The organism is Microbacterium sp. M4A5_1d (assembly GCF_053345465.1).
Window position 1 is genome coordinate 185643 of the sequence record NZ_JBKFAD010000001.1, and the last position, 16318, is coordinate 201960.

17 protein-coding genes are annotated in these 16318 nt (G+C 70.3%); 10 read left to right on the top strand and 7 right to left on the bottom strand.

Annotation, left to right across the window (positions count from 1 at the left end; all coding sequences use genetic code 11):
* Position 1: 1 nt before the first annotated feature.
* From fdxA to ACLBWJ_RS00840, 3 genes are all read left to right on the top strand, one after another.
* A complete protein-coding gene (fdxA, locus tag ACLBWJ_RS00830) occupies positions 2–328 on the top strand; it encodes a ferredoxin (protein ID WP_023950512.1) in 327 nt (108 codons plus the stop codon).
* Positions 325–1431, top strand: a complete 1107-nt coding sequence (gene dapC, locus ACLBWJ_RS00835; RefSeq protein ID WP_404567744.1) for a succinyldiaminopimelate transaminase — start codon at positions 325–327, stop codon at positions 1429–1431. The genes fdxA and dapC overlap by 4 nt, the downstream gene beginning before the upstream one ends.
* 101 nt (positions 1432–1532) lie before the next feature.
* Entirely contained in the window at positions 1533–2825 is a 1293-nt protein-coding gene (locus ACLBWJ_RS00840; RefSeq protein ID WP_274177950.1) for a citrate synthase, read from the top strand.
* A gap of 127 nt (positions 2826–2952) precedes the next feature.
* Here the strand turns inward: ACLBWJ_RS00840 and ppk2 are convergent, their stop codons facing one another.
* Complete coding sequence (ppk2, locus tag ACLBWJ_RS00845) at positions 2953–3753, bottom strand: polyphosphate kinase 2 (RefSeq protein ID WP_274177949.1); 801 nt, start codon at positions 3751–3753, stop codon at positions 2953–2955.
* A gap of 92 nt (positions 3754–3845) precedes the next feature.
* On the opposite strand from ppk2, the gene ACLBWJ_RS00850 reads away from it, so the two are divergent.
* Entirely contained in the window at positions 3846–5453 is a 1608-nt protein-coding gene (locus tag ACLBWJ_RS00850) for an L-lactate permease (protein WP_447659581.1), read from the top strand.
* Between the two features lie 25 nt (positions 5454–5478).
* On the opposite strand, the gene dapD is transcribed toward ACLBWJ_RS00850, so the two are convergent.
* Positions 5479–6429, bottom strand: a complete 951-nt coding sequence (gene dapD / locus ACLBWJ_RS00855; RefSeq protein ID WP_447659582.1) for a 2,3,4,5-tetrahydropyridine-2,6-dicarboxylate N-succinyltransferase — start codon at positions 6427–6429, stop codon at positions 5479–5481.
* A gap of 43 nt (positions 6430–6472) precedes the next feature.
* Between dapD and dapE the strand changes: the two genes are divergently transcribed.
* The 3 genes from dapE (at position 6473) to ACLBWJ_RS00870 (ending at position 9012) form a co-directional block, all read left to right on the top strand.
* On the top strand, positions 6473–7549 hold the full coding sequence (gene dapE / locus ACLBWJ_RS00860; protein WP_323985740.1) for a succinyl-diaminopimelate desuccinylase: 1077 nt from the start codon (positions 6473–6475) through the stop codon (positions 7547–7549).
* Positions 7550–7559: 10 nt separating this feature from the next.
* On the top strand, positions 7560–8765 hold the full coding sequence (locus tag ACLBWJ_RS00865) for a hypothetical protein (protein ID WP_447659583.1): 1206 nt from the start codon (positions 7560–7562) through the stop codon (positions 8763–8765).
* A gap of 73 nt (positions 8766–8838) precedes the next feature.
* Positions 8839–9012, top strand: a complete 174-nt coding sequence (locus tag ACLBWJ_RS00870; RefSeq protein ID WP_023950528.1) for a DUF3117 domain-containing protein — start codon at positions 8839–8841, stop codon at positions 9010–9012.
* 67 nt (positions 9013–9079) lie between these two features.
* Here the strand turns inward: ACLBWJ_RS00870 and ACLBWJ_RS00875 are convergent, their stop codons facing one another.
* Positions 9080–9715, bottom strand: coding sequence for an O-methyltransferase (locus ACLBWJ_RS00875; RefSeq protein WP_114589532.1), 636 nt, complete (start codon positions 9713–9715; stop codon positions 9080–9082).
* A 71-nt stretch (positions 9716–9786) separates the two neighbouring features.
* On the opposite strand from ACLBWJ_RS00875, the gene ACLBWJ_RS00880 reads away from it, so the two are divergent.
* Positions 9787–10182, top strand: coding sequence for a Sec-independent protein translocase TatB (locus ACLBWJ_RS00880; RefSeq protein ID WP_240309858.1), 396 nt, complete (start codon positions 9787–9789; stop codon positions 10180–10182).
* Here the strand turns inward: ACLBWJ_RS00880 and ACLBWJ_RS00885 are convergent, their stop codons facing one another.
* The 3 genes from ACLBWJ_RS00885 to ACLBWJ_RS00895 are packed head-to-tail and all read right to left on the bottom strand — an operon-like array spanning position 10183 to position 13120.
* Complete coding sequence (locus ACLBWJ_RS00885) at positions 10183–11319, bottom strand: Mrp/NBP35 family ATP-binding protein (RefSeq protein ID WP_447659584.1); 1137 nt, start codon at positions 11317–11319, stop codon at positions 10183–10185. It lies immediately after the preceding gene.
* Entirely contained in the window at positions 11316–11849 is a 534-nt protein-coding gene (locus ACLBWJ_RS00890) for a DUF1003 domain-containing protein (RefSeq protein WP_112614922.1), read from the bottom strand. The genes ACLBWJ_RS00885 and ACLBWJ_RS00890 overlap by 4 nt, the downstream gene beginning before the upstream one ends.
* Positions 11849–13120, bottom strand: a complete 1272-nt coding sequence (locus ACLBWJ_RS00895; protein ID WP_112614920.1) for a magnesium transporter MgtE N-terminal domain-containing protein — start codon at positions 13118–13120, stop codon at positions 11849–11851. The genes ACLBWJ_RS00890 and ACLBWJ_RS00895 overlap by 1 nt, the downstream gene beginning before the upstream one ends.
* Positions 13121–13170: 50 nt before the next feature.
* Between ACLBWJ_RS00895 and ACLBWJ_RS00900 the strand changes: the two genes are divergently transcribed.
* Both ACLBWJ_RS00900 and ACLBWJ_RS00905 read left to right on the top strand, forming a co-directional pair.
* Complete coding sequence (locus ACLBWJ_RS00900; RefSeq protein WP_282501006.1) at positions 13171–13902, top strand: general stress protein; 732 nt, start codon at positions 13171–13173, stop codon at positions 13900–13902.
* Positions 13903–13910: 8 nt separating this feature from the next.
* A complete protein-coding gene (locus tag ACLBWJ_RS00905; RefSeq protein ID WP_404567756.1) occupies positions 13911–14570 on the top strand; it encodes an alpha/beta hydrolase family protein in 660 nt (219 codons plus the stop codon).
* A gap of 16 nt (positions 14571–14586) precedes the next feature.
* Here the strand turns inward: ACLBWJ_RS00905 and ACLBWJ_RS00910 are convergent, their stop codons facing one another.
* A complete protein-coding gene (locus ACLBWJ_RS00910) occupies positions 14587–16308 on the bottom strand; it encodes a gamma-glutamyltransferase family protein (RefSeq protein WP_404568561.1) in 1722 nt (573 codons plus the stop codon).
* Positions 16309–16318: the final 10 nt, after the last annotated feature.

Sequence of the window (16318 nt, forward strand, 5' to 3'; positions counted from 1 at the left end):
TGTGACTTATGTGATCGCCCTCCCGTGCGTGGACGTGAAGGACCGCGCCTGCATCGACGAATGCCCCGTGGACTGCATCTACGAGGGTGAGCGCTCGCTCTACATCCACCCGGATGAATGCGTCGACTGCGGCGCATGCGAGCCGGTGTGCCCGGTCGAGGCGATCTACTACGAAGACGACCTGCCGGACGAGTGGCAGGACTACTACACCGCGAACGTCGAGTTCTTCGACGACCTGGGATCTCCCGGAGGTGCCGCGAAGGTCGGCGTCATCGCGAAGGACCACCCCCTCGTGGCCGCGCTGCCGCCGCAGGGGGAGGGGCATTGAGCGTCCGCGACCTCGCCGACTACCCCTGGGACGCCGTAGCGCCCTACGCCGAGAAGGCCCGCCGCCACCCGGGCGGCATCGTCGACCTGTCCATCGGGTCGCCGGTCGACCCGACGCCTGAGGTCGTCGCCCGCGCCCTGCGCGAAGCGACCGACGCGCATGCGTACCCGCAGACCGTCGGCACCCCCGCGCTTCGGGAGGCCATCGTGCGGTGGTACGAGCGTCGCCGCGGTGTCACCGGTCTGGCCCCCGACAGCGTGCTGCCAACGATCGGGTCGAAGGAGCTCGTCGCGCTCCTCCCGCTGCTGCTCGGCCTCGGTGCCGGCGATGTCGTCGTGCATCCCCGCGCCGCCTACCCGACGTACGAGGTCGGCGCCCGCCTGGTCGGTGCGACGCCGGCAGCCGCAGACGACCCGGCCGACTACCCGGAGGGCACCCGACTCGTCTGGGTCAACTCGCCCGGAAACCCCGACGGACGCGTGCTGGACGTCGCGGAGCTGCGGCGGATCGTCGCCCGCGCACGCGAGCTCGGCGCCGTCGTCGTCTCGGACGAATGCTACGCCGAGCTCGGCTGGGACGGGCCCTGGGCGAGCGAGACGGTGCCGAGCGTGCTCGACCCGCGGGTGAGCGAAAGCGACGTCAGCGGTCTGCTGTCGGTGTACTCGCTCAGCAAGCAGTCGAACCTCGCAGGTTATCGGGCGGCGTTCCTGGCCGGCGACCCGACGATCGTGGCCCGGCTTCTCACCGCGCGGAAGCACCTGGGACTGATGCAGCCCCTGCCCGTGCAGCAGGCGATGGTCGCAGCCCTGGGCGACGACGGTCACGTCGCCCGACAGAAGGACCTGTACCGCCGCCGTCGCGATGTGCTCCGACCGGCGCTCGAGCGCGCGGGCTTCCGTATCGATCACAGCGAAGCGGGACTCTATCTGTGGGCGACGGCGCAAGAGGACGCGTGGAAGACGCTCGGCCGGCTCGCCGAACTCGGCATCCTCGCGGGCCCCGGCCACTTCTACGGAACGCAGTTCCCGCAGCACGTTCGCTTCTCGCTGACCGCGTCGCAGGAGCGGATCGACGCCGCTGCCGCACGCCTGACGGGGTCGTAGGTTCTCTCCTACCGATCCGCTGATCCTTTGGCGCCGTACGGAGTAGGCCCGTGCGCCCGATAGGCTGTAATGACCGCACCGGACGATCGCAAGGAGGCTTCGTGAACGACACGGGCACCCCGCAGAAGGCCACCGTCACCATCGGTGACCGCACCGCCGAATTGCCGGTGCTGCACGGAACCGACGGAGTTCCGAGCGTCGATTTCTCGACGTTCACCAAGCAGACGGGCCACACGAGCCTCGACTACGGCTTCGTCAACACCGCGGCCACGCGGTCCGCCATCACCTACATCGATGGTGACCAGGGCATCCTGCGTTACCGCGGCTACCCGATCGAGCAGATCGCCAAGCACTCGACGTACCTCGAAGTGGCCTGGCTCCTGCTCTACGGCGACCTGCCCACGGCTGACGAGCTGGCTGACTTCGACGACCGCATCCGTCGTCACACGCTGCTGCACGAAGACCTCAAGCGCTTCTTCTCGTCTCTGCCGCACACCGCGCACCCGATGTCGGTGCTGTCCGCCGCCACCGCCGCCCTGTCGACGTATTACGAGGACCAGTCCGACCCGAACAACCCCGAGCACGTCGAGCTCAACACGATCCGGCTCCTCGCGAAGCTGCCCGTGATCGCCGCGTACGCGCACAAGAAGAGCGTCGGGCAGGCCTTCCTCTACCCCGACAACTCGCTGAGCTTCGTCGACAACTTCCTGCGCCTGAACTTCGGCGTCCTCGCCGAGAACTACGAGGTCAACCCGGTCGTCTCGCGCGCGCTCGAGCGTCTGCTCATCCTGCACGAGGACCACGAGCAGAATGCCTCGACCTCGACCGTGCGCCTGGTCGGGTCGACCGGTGCGAATCAGTTCTCCTCGATCTCGGCCGGTATCAACGCGCTCTACGGACCGTTGCACGGCGGCGCGAACGAGGCCGTCCTCGACATGCTGGCCCGCATCCGCGACTCCGGCGAGAGCGTCGAGCGCTTCGTCGCCCGCGTGAAGAACAAGGAAGACGGCGTGAAGCTCATGGGCTTCGGGCACCGGGTCTACAAGAACTACGACCCGCGCGCGAAGCTCGTCAAGGAATCCGCGGACGAGGTCCTCAACGAGCTCGGCGTCGTCGACCCGTTGCTCGATCTTGCGAAGGAGCTCGAGGAGATCGCCCTGAGCGACGACTACTTCCGCGAGCGTCGCCTGTACCCGAACGTCGACTTCTACACGGGCGTCATCTACAAGGCGATGGGCTTCCCCACGCGCATGTTCACGCCGCTGTTCGCGATCGGTCGGCTGCCCGGCTGGCTCGCGCACTGGCGCGAGATGCAGAACGACCCGCAGACGAAGATCGGGCGTCCGCAGCAGCTGTACGTCGGCTCGGCGGAGCGGGACTACCCCACCTCCTGAACAGGGCTCGACGATCACGAGAGGCCGGCACATCACAGCGATGTGCCGGCCTCTCCCATGCGGTCGCGGATCGCGCCACGTTACCTCGACGTCCGCGGGGTGCCGCTGGACCGGGGCACCCCGTGTGTCACTTGTCGATCAGTGTCGCCGCGTAGTCGGGGACGTATCCGTCGAGCTGCTGCGGCGGGCGGTCGTAACCCCCGGATGGCGGGCGCGGTGGGATCTCGATCTCAGGCCGCTCGACCACTTCGTAGGGGATCTGTCCGAGCAGATGGTGGATCATGTTGATCCGGCCTCGGCGCTTGTCCTCGTTGTCGACCTCGTGCCAGCGCGCCTCCGGGATGTCGGTGTGCACGAACATCGTGTCCTTCGCGCGCGAGTAGTCCTCCCACTTGGTGATCGAGAGCACGTCGTTGGGGGAGAGCTTCCACCGCCGCATCGGATCCTCGTTGCGCGACCGGAATCTCTTCTCCTGCTCGACATCCGACACACTGAACCAGTACTTCAGCAGCAGGATGCCGTCCTCGACGAGCATCCGCTCGAAGATCGGCGCCTGATGCAGGAACCGGTGGTACTCCTCGTTGGTGCAGTAGCCCATGACCCGCTCGACCCCGGCGCGGTTGTACCAGGACCGGTCCATGAGGACGATCTCGCCGGCGGCCGGCAGATGCGCGACGTATCGCTGGAAGTACCACTGCGAGCGTTCGCGCTCGGTCGGCGCGGGAAGCGCGACGATGCGCGCGACCCGAGGATTGAGATACTCGGCGACGCGCTTGATCGTGGATCCCTTGCCCGCGGCGTCGCGCCCCTCGAAGATCACCACGATGCGGGCGCCGGTGGCCTGCACCCAGGCCTGCATGTCGACGAGCTGCGCCTGCAGCCGCCGCAACTCGGCTTCGTACACCTTCTTCGGCAAGCGATCGGCCATCGAGCCACCTCCTGACGCGAGCATACGCCCCCCTCGCGCGGGTGTGCGGCCCGGTCTAGGGTGGGCCGCACGCACGAGCAGGGGAGCGAAGCATGTGGATGCAGACGACCGATCCGCTCGGCTCGCTGGCGCTGTCGGCACTCGTCGCCGCCATTCCGATCATCGTCTTCCTCGTCGCGCTCGTCGGACTTCGCCTCAGCGGCATCCTCGCCGGTCTCATCGCGCTCGTCGCGCAGCTGCTGGTGGCCGCACTCGGATTCGGGATGCCGCTCACGGCAGTCGGGGGTGCGGGCCTGCTGGGCCTGCTCACGGCGGTCTGGCCGATCGCCTACATCATCGTGATGGCGGTGTGGCTCTACAAGCTCGCTGTCGCGAGCGGTCGCTTCGACGTCATTCGTTCATCGATCGGGGGCATCTCGAAAGATCAGCGGATCCAGGTGCTGCTCATCAGCTTCTCCTTCGGTGCCTTCCTGGAGGGCGCCGCCGGGTTCGGCGTGCCCATCGCCATCTGCGCCGCGCTCTTGGTGCAGCTCGGGTTCCGCCCGCTGCGGGCGGCCATGATCTCGCTCGTCGCCAACGCGGCGGCGGGGGCATACGGCGCCATCGGCATCCCCGTGATCGTGGGTGCGCAGGTCAGCGGCCTCGAGGTGCAGGAGCTGTCGCGTGCAATGGTGCTGGTGCTGCAGCCCCTGACGCTGCTCATCCCGTTCTTGCTCGTGGTCATCCTGGACGGTTTCCGCGGGCTGCGTGAGACGTGGCCGGCCACGCTGCTGGTCACCATCGTCTTCAGCGGCGTGCAGGCGGGCGTGCTGTGGTTCCTCGGCCCCGAGCTCGCCGACCTCGGAGCAGGCCTGGCTGCGATGGTCGCGCTCTTCCTCCTCGGCCGGGTCTGGCAGCCTCGGCGGGTCCATCGTGAAGTCGGCGCGCCCGAGCCGGAGCCGCACAGCGCCAATGTACGTAAGGTGATCGCGGCATGGAGCCCGTTCTACATCCTCACGGCGGTCATCCTGGTCTGGAGCCTGCCGGTGTTCAAGAATCTGTTCGCCGCGGGCGGGCCCTTGGCCGCGCTGGTGCTCGCGGTTCCGATGCCCGGGCTCACCGGCAGCGTGCAGACCCCCGGCGGTGATGTCGTCACGGCGACGTGGGGCTTCACTCCCATCAACGCGACGGGCACGGCGATCCTGCTGGCGGTGATCGTGTCGTTCTGGACGACGCCGCGCCTGCGCGCGGCCGACCTGGTGTGGACACTGGTGGAGACGGTGCGCGGCCTCTGGCGCGCGTTGCTGCTCATCGCGATCATTCTCGTCCTGGCCAACGTCGCGAACTACTCGGGCGGCTCGGCCTCGATGGGCACGGCTCTGGCGGCGGTCGGGCCGCTCTTCCCGTTGCTCGCACCGACCATCGGCTGGATCGGCGTCTTCCTGACGGGGTCGGTCGTCAACAACAACACGCTGTTCGCGCCCCTCCAGGTCGCCACCGCCGAGCAGATCTCCGTCGACCCCGGGTTGCTCGTCGCTGCGAACACGGCAGGCGGCACAGCCGCCAAGGTCATCTCGCCTCAGTCGATCGCGATCGCGGCCGGCGCGGTCGGACTCGCCGGACGCGAGTCGGAGATCCTCCGGGCGTCGCTCTGGTACAGCCTCGGCATGCTCGCCGTGGTGTGCCTGTGGGGCGGTCTGCTCTCGGCGCTCCTGCTCTGAGCGCCGCCCGGATCACGCGACGCGATCAGGCGTGCAGAGCCTCGTTGAGCGTGACTCCGACCCCCGCGCGGCGAACAGCCTCGATCGCGCCGGTCAGCGAATTCCGGCGGAACAGGATGCCGTCGCGCCCGGACAGCTCTGCGCCCTTGACGCTTGGACGCGCACCCGAGGCCGTGGCGGGCTCGTCGGCGAGGACGATCTTCGACCCTGCCGTGACGTAGAGCCCGGCCTCGACCACGCAGTCGTCGCCGAGCGAGATGCCGATGCCGGCGTTGGCGCCGAGCAGCGTGCGACGGCCGATCGACACCCGGTGGCTGCCGCCGCCGGACAGCGTGCCCATGATCGAGGCGCCGCCCCCGATGTCGCTCCCGTCACCGACCACGACGCCCTGCGAGATGCGACCCTCCACCATGGAGGCGCCGAGCGTGCCGGCGTTGAAGTTCACGAAGCCCTCGTGCATCACGGTGCTGCCCGGTGCGAGGTGCGCGCCCAGGCGGACGCGGGAGGCGTCGGCGATGCGCACACCGGGGGGAGTGACGTAGTCGAGCAGACGGGGGAACTTGTCGAGGCTGTGCACCTGGATGCCGTCGCGCTGGAGCAACGGCCGACGGCGCGTCGCGTCATCCGGGTGCATCGGGCCCGCGGTCGTCCAGGCGACGATCGGGAGGTGCCCGAAGATCCCGTCGAGATTGACGGTGTTCGGTGCCGCGAGGCGGTGTGAGAGCACGTGCAGGCGGAGGTACGCATCCGGGGTCGACGCCGGCGCCGCATCGAGGTCGATCGAGATGGTGACGGCCTCGACCGTCACGCCCCGGCGCTCGTCGTCCGCTGCGAGCGGCGCCCAGGTCACCATCGCGGCGGCGGACTCGGCGGCCGCCGGTGTCCCGAGCGCGGGCTCCGGGAACCAGGTGTCGAGTGTCGTGCCATCGCTGCTCGAGGTCGCGAGTCCCACGCCCCATGCCCACCGTTCGCTCATGGCTCCAGGTTATCGGTGCAGTCGCCGCCGATAGAATCGCCGCATGCCCGAGCTCGATCTGACCGTGTCCAGCGCCGATCTGACTCGGGCGGTGTGCGACATCCCCAGCGTGTCGGACGACGAGACGGCCCTCGCCGACGCCATCTTCGCCGCCGTATCGCCGTTGGCGCACCTCGAGGTCATCCGCGACGGCGACACGATCGTCGCGCGCACGCAGCTCGGTCGCGCGCAGCGCGTCGTCATCGCCGGTCACATCGACACCGTTCCCATCAACGCGAACCTGCCCGTTCGCGAGATGGTCGAGGACGGGCAGGAGTTCCTGTGGGGGCGAGGGACCGTCGACATGAAGGCGGGCGTCGCGGTGCAGCTGAAGCTCGCGGCAGAGCTCGTCGACCCGCGCGTCGACATCACGTGGATGTGGTACGACCACGAGGAGGTCGCCGCCGAGCTCAACGGCCTGACGCGGCTCGCGGCGAACCGTCCCGACCTGTTCGCGGGCGACTTCGCGATCCTCGGCGAGCCCTCCAACGGTCAGGTCGAGGGCGGCTGCAACGGCAATCTGCGCGCGATCGTGCGGACGCACGGGGTGCGTTCCCACAGCGCCCGCGCGTGGATCGGCGACAACGCCATCCACCACGCGGCCCCGATCCTCCAGCGACTGTCGGAGCACACGCCCGCCGACGTCGAGGTGGAAGGACTCGTCTATCGCGAGGGGCTCAACGCCGTCCGGATCTCGGGCGGCATCGCCGGGAACGTCATCCCCGACCTCTGCGAGGTCGAGGTCAACTACCGCTTCGCGCCGAGCCGTTCGCCCGAAGAGGCCGTCGCGATCGTCCGCGAGTTCTTCCACGGCTTCGAGGTGGAGGTGGTCGACCTCGCCGGAGGTGCACGACCGGGCCTGGATGCGCCGCTCGCCCAGGAGTTCGTCGCCGCGGTGGGAGCCGAGCCTCGCCCCAAGTACGGCTGGACGGATGTCGCCCGGTTCTCGGCGTTGGGAGTGCCCGCCGTCAACTACGGCCCGGGCGACCCCTCGCTCGCGCACCACGACCAGGAGCGGGTGCCGGTCGAGCAGATCGACGCCGTCGAGCGCGGCTTGCGCACCTGGCTCTCGAACCGGTGACCCGGCGCGCATGAGGTCGCTGCGTCGCGCCGCGATCGCGCTGCCGCCCGCGGTTGCGATCGCGCTGATGTACCTGCTCTCGCGCGCTGTCACGACGGGCTTCCTGCTCGGAGCGGCCGAGCTGAGCGGACCCCGGTCCCGCTTCGGCGCCGACGCGACTCTGGGCACTCTGACGATGGGGTGGGACGCGCAGTGGTACTGGCTCATCGCGTTCAGCGGATATCCCGCCGAGCTGCCGCTCGACGCGGCGGGCCACGTCGCCCAGAACGCGTGGGCGTTCATGCCGGTCTACCCCGTCATCACAGGCGCCGTGGGGTGGGTCGTCGGCGGATTCCCGGTCGCTGCGCCCCTGGTGTCGGCAACGGCCGGCTATCTCGCGTGTCTCGTCCTCTTCGCTCTGCTGCGCCGCCGCATCGGCCGCGCGGCAGCGATGTGGGCGGTCGCCTTCTTCAGCTTCGCGGGCCCGATGGCCGCGCTGTTCCAGCTCGGCTACGCGGAATCGCTTTTCCAGCTCTGGCTGCTCCTCGCGCTCCTCGCCGTGGAGCGCCGCCGGTGGTGGTGGCTGTACCTGTGGATCCCGCTCATGGCTTTCACGCGGCCCGGTGTCCTCGCCTTCTCGCTGATGCTCGCGCTGTACGGGATCTGGCGGTGGTCGCGGCGTCAGCACGACGACCTGCACCCGCCGGAGATCGCCCACGTCGTCGCGAGCGGGCTGCTGGCGGCCGCCTGCGGATTCGCCTGGCCCGTCATCACCGGCATCGTGACGGGTGATCCCGGGGCCTACCTGCAGACGGAACTCGCGTGGCGACGATCCTGGATCGGGGATCACGGGGGGTTCGTGCCCTTCGACGGCACAATGCAGGCCGCCGTGCTGTGGTCTGGAATCTGGGGGATTCCGGCGTGGGTGTGTCTCGCGGGGCTTGCGGCGATCGTGGTTCTCGCCACGCTCCTGCTCGTCGCTGATCGCCGCGTGCGTCGCCTCGGTGTTCCGATACGTCTGTGGTCGGCCGCGTACGTCCTCTACCTGCTGGCGGTCTTCTTCCCCCAGTCGAGCACGTTCCGACTGCTCGTCCCGCTGTCACCGCTCTGGGGCGCCGTCGCGCTGCCCCGCGCGCTCTGGTGGCGCATCAGCGTGCTGGTGCTCGGTATAGCCGCGCAGTGGTGGTGGATCCACACGATGTATGCGCTCGGAAGCACCTTCGCTCAGATTCCCTGAGGGACGTGTCCGCGCTGTGCCTGCGCTGCACGATAAACTCTTCAGGTAGTCCTCATGACGAAAGGGAGCCGCGATGGCAGCCATGAAGCCGCGAACCGGAGACGGACCGATGGAGGCCGTGAAGGAGGGGCGCCTGATCATCGTGCGTGTCCCCCTCGAAGGCGGAGGGCGTCTGGTCGTCTCGGTCAATGATGAAGAGGCCAAGGAACTCCACAGCGTGCTGAGCGGAGTCGTCGGCGCAGCCTGACGATGCTGCACGGAAACGGCCGGTCCCTCTGGGGCCGGCCGTTTCCGTCTCTGCCGCTGAGCCGCCGTCAGGCGGTGGCTGCCGTCGTGAGTTGCAACAGTCCCTCTCCGACGATCGACAGCGCGCCGAGCACCGCCGGCGACGACTGTGTCTCGTGGATGAGCGAGCGGTAGGCGCGGGTGACGTCGTCGCGGCGGACGGGGTCGGCGACGGCCCCACCTGCCAGCACACGGGGCACGAGGACCATCCCGCCCGGGCGTACGAGCCGAAGCCCATGCTCGACGTACTCGATGACACCGTCGGGGTCGGCGTCCACCAGCACGATGTCGTACGAGGCCTCATTCATGCGGGGGAGCACATCAGCCGCGCGGCCCGTGATGAAGCGGGCACGAGCCGGAGGGATCCTCGCTTCGGTGAAGGACTGCCGGGCGACGGCCAGATGCTCGGGCTCGATGTCGATCGTGGTCAGCGTGGCGCGTGGCGCCCCATGGAGCAGCCAGAGCGCGGAGACGCCGCCGCCGGTACCGATCTCGACGATGTTGAGTGCGCCCGTCGCGGCGGCGAGCACAGCGCATTGCGCGCCCACCGGCGCACTGATCGGCGCGGCTCCGATCTCGAGGGCGTGTGCACGCGCGCGAGAGATGTGCTCCGGTTCCACCGTCGCCTCCATCGCGAACCTGCGGATCGCTTCCTGATCACCCATGCATTCCTCCTTGTTCCAGCGTAGGCGCGCGGATGGCTCCGGCCGCTGAGGCGCACGGGTAATCTGGGGTCATGTTCTTCGGCCTAGACGGGGACAAGCTCATCCTCATCGGGGTCGCCGCTGTCCTGCTCCTCGGACCCGAGCGCCTTCCGCAGCTCGCCGAGATGCTCGCGCGTTTCACGGTCCGGGCACGTGATTGGGTCAACGGCGCGAAGGACCGCGTCAAGGACGAGATGGGAGAGGACTTCTCCGACGTCGAATGGCGCAAGCTCGACCCTCGGCAGTACGACCCGCGTCGCATCATCCGCGACGCTCTCCTCGAGGACGCCCCCGTACCGACGGTGCGCGCGGCCGCCGCGGGTGCGGCGATCAGCACGGCGACCGCCGTCGGGATGGATGCTGCGGGCGAGGCGGCGAAGCGATTCGAGCGCGGTGCCGACGTTCCGTTCGACGACGAAGCGACCTGATCAGCCCACACGCAGAGGCAGCGGGCGGCCGCGGAGATCGCGTCCGGTGCCTGCGATGGTGTCGGCGATGCGCGCGATCGCCTCGGCGGCGGCGTCGTCGGGATGCGCGACGACGACCGGGACTCCGCTGTCGGCGTCGCTGCGCAGAGCCGGGCTGAGCGGCACGGAGCCGAGCATCGGCACCGGCTGGTCGGTCGACAGGGCCTCGGCGACCCGCATCCCGCCGCCGCTGCCGAAGAGGTCGAGCGATGTCCCGTCGGGAAGCGTCATCGCCGACATGTTCTCGATGACCCCGATCACGCGCTGCCCGGTCTGCCGGGCGACGAGGCCGCTGCGCACCGCGACGTCGGCGGCGGCCGTCTGCGGAGTCGTGACGACCACGACGTCGGCGTGCGGGAGCAGCTGACCCACGCTGATGGCCACGTCGCCGGTGCCGGGGGGCATGTCGATCAGGAGGACGTCGATGTCGCCGAAGAACACGTCGGTCAGGAACTGCGAGACCGTGCGATGCAGCATCGGCCCGCGCCAGGCGACCGCGCCGGAGCTCTTCTGATCGCGCGGCAGGAACATGCCGATCGAGATCGTCCGGACCTCGTGCGCGATGGGCGGGATCATGAGCCCGTCGATACGCGTCGGCTGCGGTGGCAGGCCGTCGGCATCGACGAGACCGAGCAGCGCGGGAATCGAGAAACCGTGCACATCGGCGTCGATCAGCCCGACGGCGAGGCCGCGCTGCGCGAGGGCGACAGCGAGGTTCGCGGTGAGGGTCGACTTGCCGACGCCCCCCTTGCCGCTCGTGATGGCGATGACGCGTGTGAGCGAGTCCGGACCGAACGGGTTCTCGCGGGCGGCCTTCCCACCCCGCAGCCGCTCGGTGAGTGCGGCGCGCTCCGCCGGGGTCATCACCCCGACCTCGACCGAGACCGTCTCGATGCCCGGGGCGGACAGCGCGGCATCCCGGACGTCGCGCTCGATCCGATCGGCTGCAGGGCAGCCGACGATGGTCAGCGCGATGCCGACACGAGCGTGGGCGCCATCCACGGCGATGTCGCGCACCATGTCGAGCTCGCCCAGGGGCTTGCGCAACTCGGGATCGCGCACCGCCGCGACGGCCGCGCGGACGGCGTCCGTGCTCATCGCGTGTCCGGGCGCTCGTCGGAGTCGAGGCGGTCGAGCGCGGTACGCAGCTCGGCGCGCAGCGTCTCTTTGGTGACGAGTCCGTCGGTCAGGTCGGAGATCGCCATGCGCAGGGCGACGACCTCGCGTGCCAGGTACTCCGTGTCGGCCAGGTTCCGCTCGGCACGCTGACGGTCCTGCTCGATCTGCACGCGGTCGCGGTCGTCCTGCCGGTTCTGCGCGAGCAGGATCAGGGGCGCGGCGTACGACGCCTGCAGCGAGAGCATGAGCGTCAACGCCGTGAAGCCGTTGGCCGCGGAGTCGAACCGGAGCTCGACGGGCATGAGCGTGTTCCAGGCGAGCCACGCCGCACAGAACAGCGAGAGCGCGACGAGGAAGCCGGGCGTGCCCATCGCCCGGGCGATCCACTCGGTGAACCGACCGAACCGGTCGCGGGACGGCTGCGACGTCCGCTGACCGAGCACACCGCTGACACCGCTGCGCCGTCCACGGGGCGCCTCGAGCGAGGGGGTCTTCGACGAGCGGGCCATCAGCGGCGCCCCCGCATCGCAGCGGCATCCTGGGGCTCGACGTCTTGCGACCGCCAGTCGTCCGGAAGCAGATGATCGAGCACATCGTCGACGCTCACGACGCCGACGAGCCGGCGGGCCTGGTCGACGACGGGAACCGAGACCAGGTTGTAGCTGGCCAGCATGCGTGCGACCTCGGCCGCGGACGACGACGCCGCGACCGGGTCGACGGTGTCGTCGATGATCGCGCCGAGTCGCTCGTGAGGCGGGTAGCGCAGCATCCGCTGGAAGTGCACGGTGCCCAGAAGTCGCCCCGTCGGCGTCTCGTACGGGGGGAGCGTCACGAAGACGGATGCGGCGAGGGCCGGATGCAGCTCGTGTCGGCGGATGAGCGCGAGCGCCTCAGCCACCGTCGCCTCCGCCGACAGCACGATCGGGTCGCTCGTCATGAGGCCGCCCGCGGTGTCGGGACCGTACTCGAGGAGGGCGCGGACGTCCTCGGCCTCCTCCGGCTCCATGAGGTCGAGCAGCTGCTCGATGCGGCCTTCGGGGAGCTGACCGAGCAGGTCCGCCGCGTCGTCGGGCTCCATGGCGTCGAGGATGTCGGCGGCGCGCTCGTCGCCGAGCCGCTCGAGGATGTGGACCTGCTCATCCTCGGGCATCTCCTCGAGCGCGTCGGCGAGGCGCTCGTCGGGGAGTTCCTCGGCGACTTCGAGCAGGCGCTCCTCCGGAAGGTCGAGCAGCGTGTTGGCGAGGTCTGCGGGCTTGAGCTCCGAATAGGTCGCGACCAGCTGCTCGGCGGACTGGGCGGCGCCCGAGGACTGGTCCTCGCGCACGTCTTTCCAGGCCGCGAAGGTCGTCGGCCCCTTGGCGAACGGCGACGCACTCGTCTTGGGACGGCGGAGGAAGAGCTGGCCGATGTCCCATTCGCCGAGCCGGTTGCGCTCGATCGCGACATCCTCGATCACTGCGCCGCCCGACCCGTCGCGCAGGTAGACCTTCCGACCTAGGAGCTCGGCCATGACCCGCACCTCACCGCCGCGTTGCTGGAAGCGCCGCACGTTGATGAGACCGGTGGTGATCACCTGGCCGGTCGCGATCGAGGTGACACGGCCGATGGAGAGGAAGACGTTGCGTCTGCCCGGGATCTCGACGACGAGGCCGATGACTCGCGGAGGGTCCGATTTACGGAAGATCACGACCACGTCGCGGACCTTGCCGAGACGGTCGCCTGCGGGATCGAACACGACGCACCCGACCAGGCGCGCGACGAAAACCCTCTGCGTACTCACCGCTCCAGCGTAGTCGGCGACCGCGAAGGTGGCCGTGACACAATGACGGAATGAGCATGATGGGCGGGACGCCCGCGGTCACGGGTGAGAAGGTCGCCGAGTACGCAACGTACGAGGCCGCGCAGAAGGCGGTGTCGACTCTCATCTCGGCCGACATCCCGGCCCGTGAGATCGCCATCGTCGGCTACGGACTGCGGTCGGTCGAGACGGTCACCGGCCGGCTCGGATATGCGACGGCGGCGCGGACGGGTGCGATCAACGGCATCCTCCTGGGGCTGATCTTCTCGCTGATCTTCGTCTTCGGCACTCCTGACGCCGCCATTCAGCTTTTCCTCGGCGTGATGCTGGTCGGCGTCGCGATCGGCATGATGATGAGCCTCGTCATGTTCGCTCTCGTGCGCCGTCGTCGCGACTTCGCATCGGTGACGCAGGTCGTCGCCGACCACTACGAGGTGACCGTGCAGGCGAGCAGCATCCATCGCGCCCGTGGCGCGCTGAACGTCGCGCCGGCCCGGCCCGCGGCGCCGGCCACGCCGGTGCCGGACGGGCCGCCCCGGTACGGCGAGCGCATCGACCCCGTGCCCGCTCCGTCGGGCGATCGGCCCGCCCCCGGTCCGGCGGCACCCGCGGGCAACCCGATCGCGCCGCCGTCGGGATCGCCCGCCCCCGGCCCCGCCGACGCCCCGCTGCCGCCGGCCGTGGGCCCGGTGCCCGGCGGCGAGGCCCCCGGCCCGCAGACTCCGGGTACGCTCGAGCCCCCGGCGACCGATCCGCAGCGATGATTGACGCGGTGCCGGTCGACATCGCGGCCGGGACCGTCGACCTGCCGCTGACGTACGACCGCGCTGAGCGTGCGGACGCTGTGATGATCCTCGCTCATGGCGCGGGCGCCGGACCCGAGCATCCGTTCCTCGGCGGTTTCGCGCATGCCGGCGCGGCGGCCGGGATCGATGTCGTGCGCTTTCCGTTCCCCTATGTGGTGGCGGGCCGCCGACTGCCCGGCGCCGCCGGTGACGCCATCGCGTCGTGGGCGGCAGTCTTCCGCGCCATCGCCGACGCGCACGCCGGGGTGCCCATCGTCGCGGCGGGGAAGTCGTACGGCGGCCGGATGGCATCGATGGCGGCCGCTTCCGGAGCGATCGACCCGGCTCTGCTCGTCTACCTCGGGTACCCGCTGCATGCGCCCGGTCGGCCCGACCGTCCGCGTGCGGCTCATCTGCCGGAGGTCACGTCGCCTCAGCTGTTCGTGTCCGGGACCCGCGATCCGTTCGTCGACCCGGTGACCGACCTCGAGAGCGTCGTCGCCGGATGCGCCGACGCGGAGTTGCTCCGGGTCGAGGGCGGCCGCCACTCCTTCGAGGTCGCGGGACGCAAACGGGATGCCGAGGAGGTCGGCGGCGCCGTGGCCGAGCTGGTCGCGCCGTGGTGCCACCGCCGGTTGTCGCAATGAGGGCGGGCGCTCCGCTTCAGCGACCGGCCGCGTAGCCCTGCATCCCGCGCGGGTTCGACGCCGCCCAGAGCAGTCCCCGCGAGCGGTCGATGCCGACGGCCGAGAGACGTCCGAGGCTCCACGGCCCGACCACGGTGACGTCGTGCCCCCGCGCGCGCAGGCCCGAGGCGACCTCGTCGCCGAGCCGGTCTTCCATCACCACTCCTGCGGGCGTCCAGGTGCGCGGCCAGAACGAGTCGATCATCGCGGTCGTGTGAAGCGTCGGCGCATCGATCGCCGATTGCGCGTCCCAGCCCCCGACCAGCATGCGCAGCAGCATCGGCAGCTGCCACTGGTCCTGCTGGTCGCCTCCGGGCGTCCCCATCGCGATGTCGGCCCGGTCGCCGGTCATGACGAGGGTCGGGGAGAGGGTCGTGCGCGGGCGGGCGCCCGGGCGGAGTGCGGCGGGCGACGTCTCGTCGAGCCAGGTCATCTGCAGGCGCGTGCCTAGCGCGAAACCGAGTTCCGGGATCGCGGGGGACGACTGCAGCCAGCCGCCGGACGGCGTCACCGAGATGATGTTGCCCCACCCGTCGACGACGTCGATGTGACAGGTGTCGCCGCGCGTCTCGCCCGCTCGCCCGACCGTCGGTTCGCCTGTGCCGGCGACGCTCGTCCCGTCGGGACGCACGAGCGGCGGACGATGCGGTGCGCGCCCCGCCACGGTACCCGGGCGCCATTCGTGCGAGGCATCCGGGAGCAGCTGCGCACGACGCGCGGCGAGGAAGGCGGGGTCGAGGAGCTCGCTGACCACGCTGTCGTGGCCGAAGTGCGCGTCGCGGTCCGCGAGGGCCAGCTTGAAGGCCTCGACGATCGTGTGCGCGCCCTCCGGAGTCGCGGGGTCGAGGCGCTCATCGGGCAGCGGATCGAGCAGGGCGAGCGCCTCGAGCAGTGCGGGACCCTGCGTCCACGCGCCGGCCTTGACCACGGTCCGTCCGCGGAAGGTCGTCGTGAGAGGCTCCTCGTACCCTGCGGAGAAGTCGGCGAAATCGGCCTCCGTGATCACCCCGGCGTGGTGGCCTCCGGTCGAGTGTCGATGGGGTCGGGCCGCGAACGCGGCCGTCGCGTGCGCGACCGTGCCCGTCCGCCACTCGGTGCGAGCAGCCTCGATGCGCGCGGCCCGGTCTGCGGCGTCTCGTCCCGCCGCCACGAGACCCTCGAACACCGCGGCGAGCGCGGGGTTCCGGAACACATCGCCGGCCCGCGGCACGGTGCCCCCGGGCAGCCACAGATCGGCCGAGGACGGCCATTCGTCGCGGAAGAGCTGCGCGACGCGTGCAATGGTCGCTGACGCGGACGCGAGCAGAGGGTGCCCGTCGCGGGCGTAGCCGATCGCGAAAGCGAGGACGTCGGCGAGCTCCCACGTGCCGTAGTCGCGCAGCAGGACGAGCCAGGCGTCGACTGCTCCCGGCACCGCGGCCGCGAGGGCGCCGGCGCCCGGCACGGTCTCGAGCCCCTCCGCGCGGTAGTGCTCGATCGTCGCGCCGCGAGGCGCCGGCCCCTGGCCCATGAGCACGCGGGGCCGCGGATCCTCGGCCGCCTGGAAGAGGCCGACGAGATCGCCCCCGGGCCCGTTGAGGTGGGGTTCGACGACCTGCAGGACGAAGCCGCCCGCTGCGGCGGCGTCGAAGGCGTTGCCCCCGCGTTCGAGCACAGCCTGGGCCGTGGCGGTGGCGAGCCAATGGGTCGCCGCAGCCATCCCGAACGTG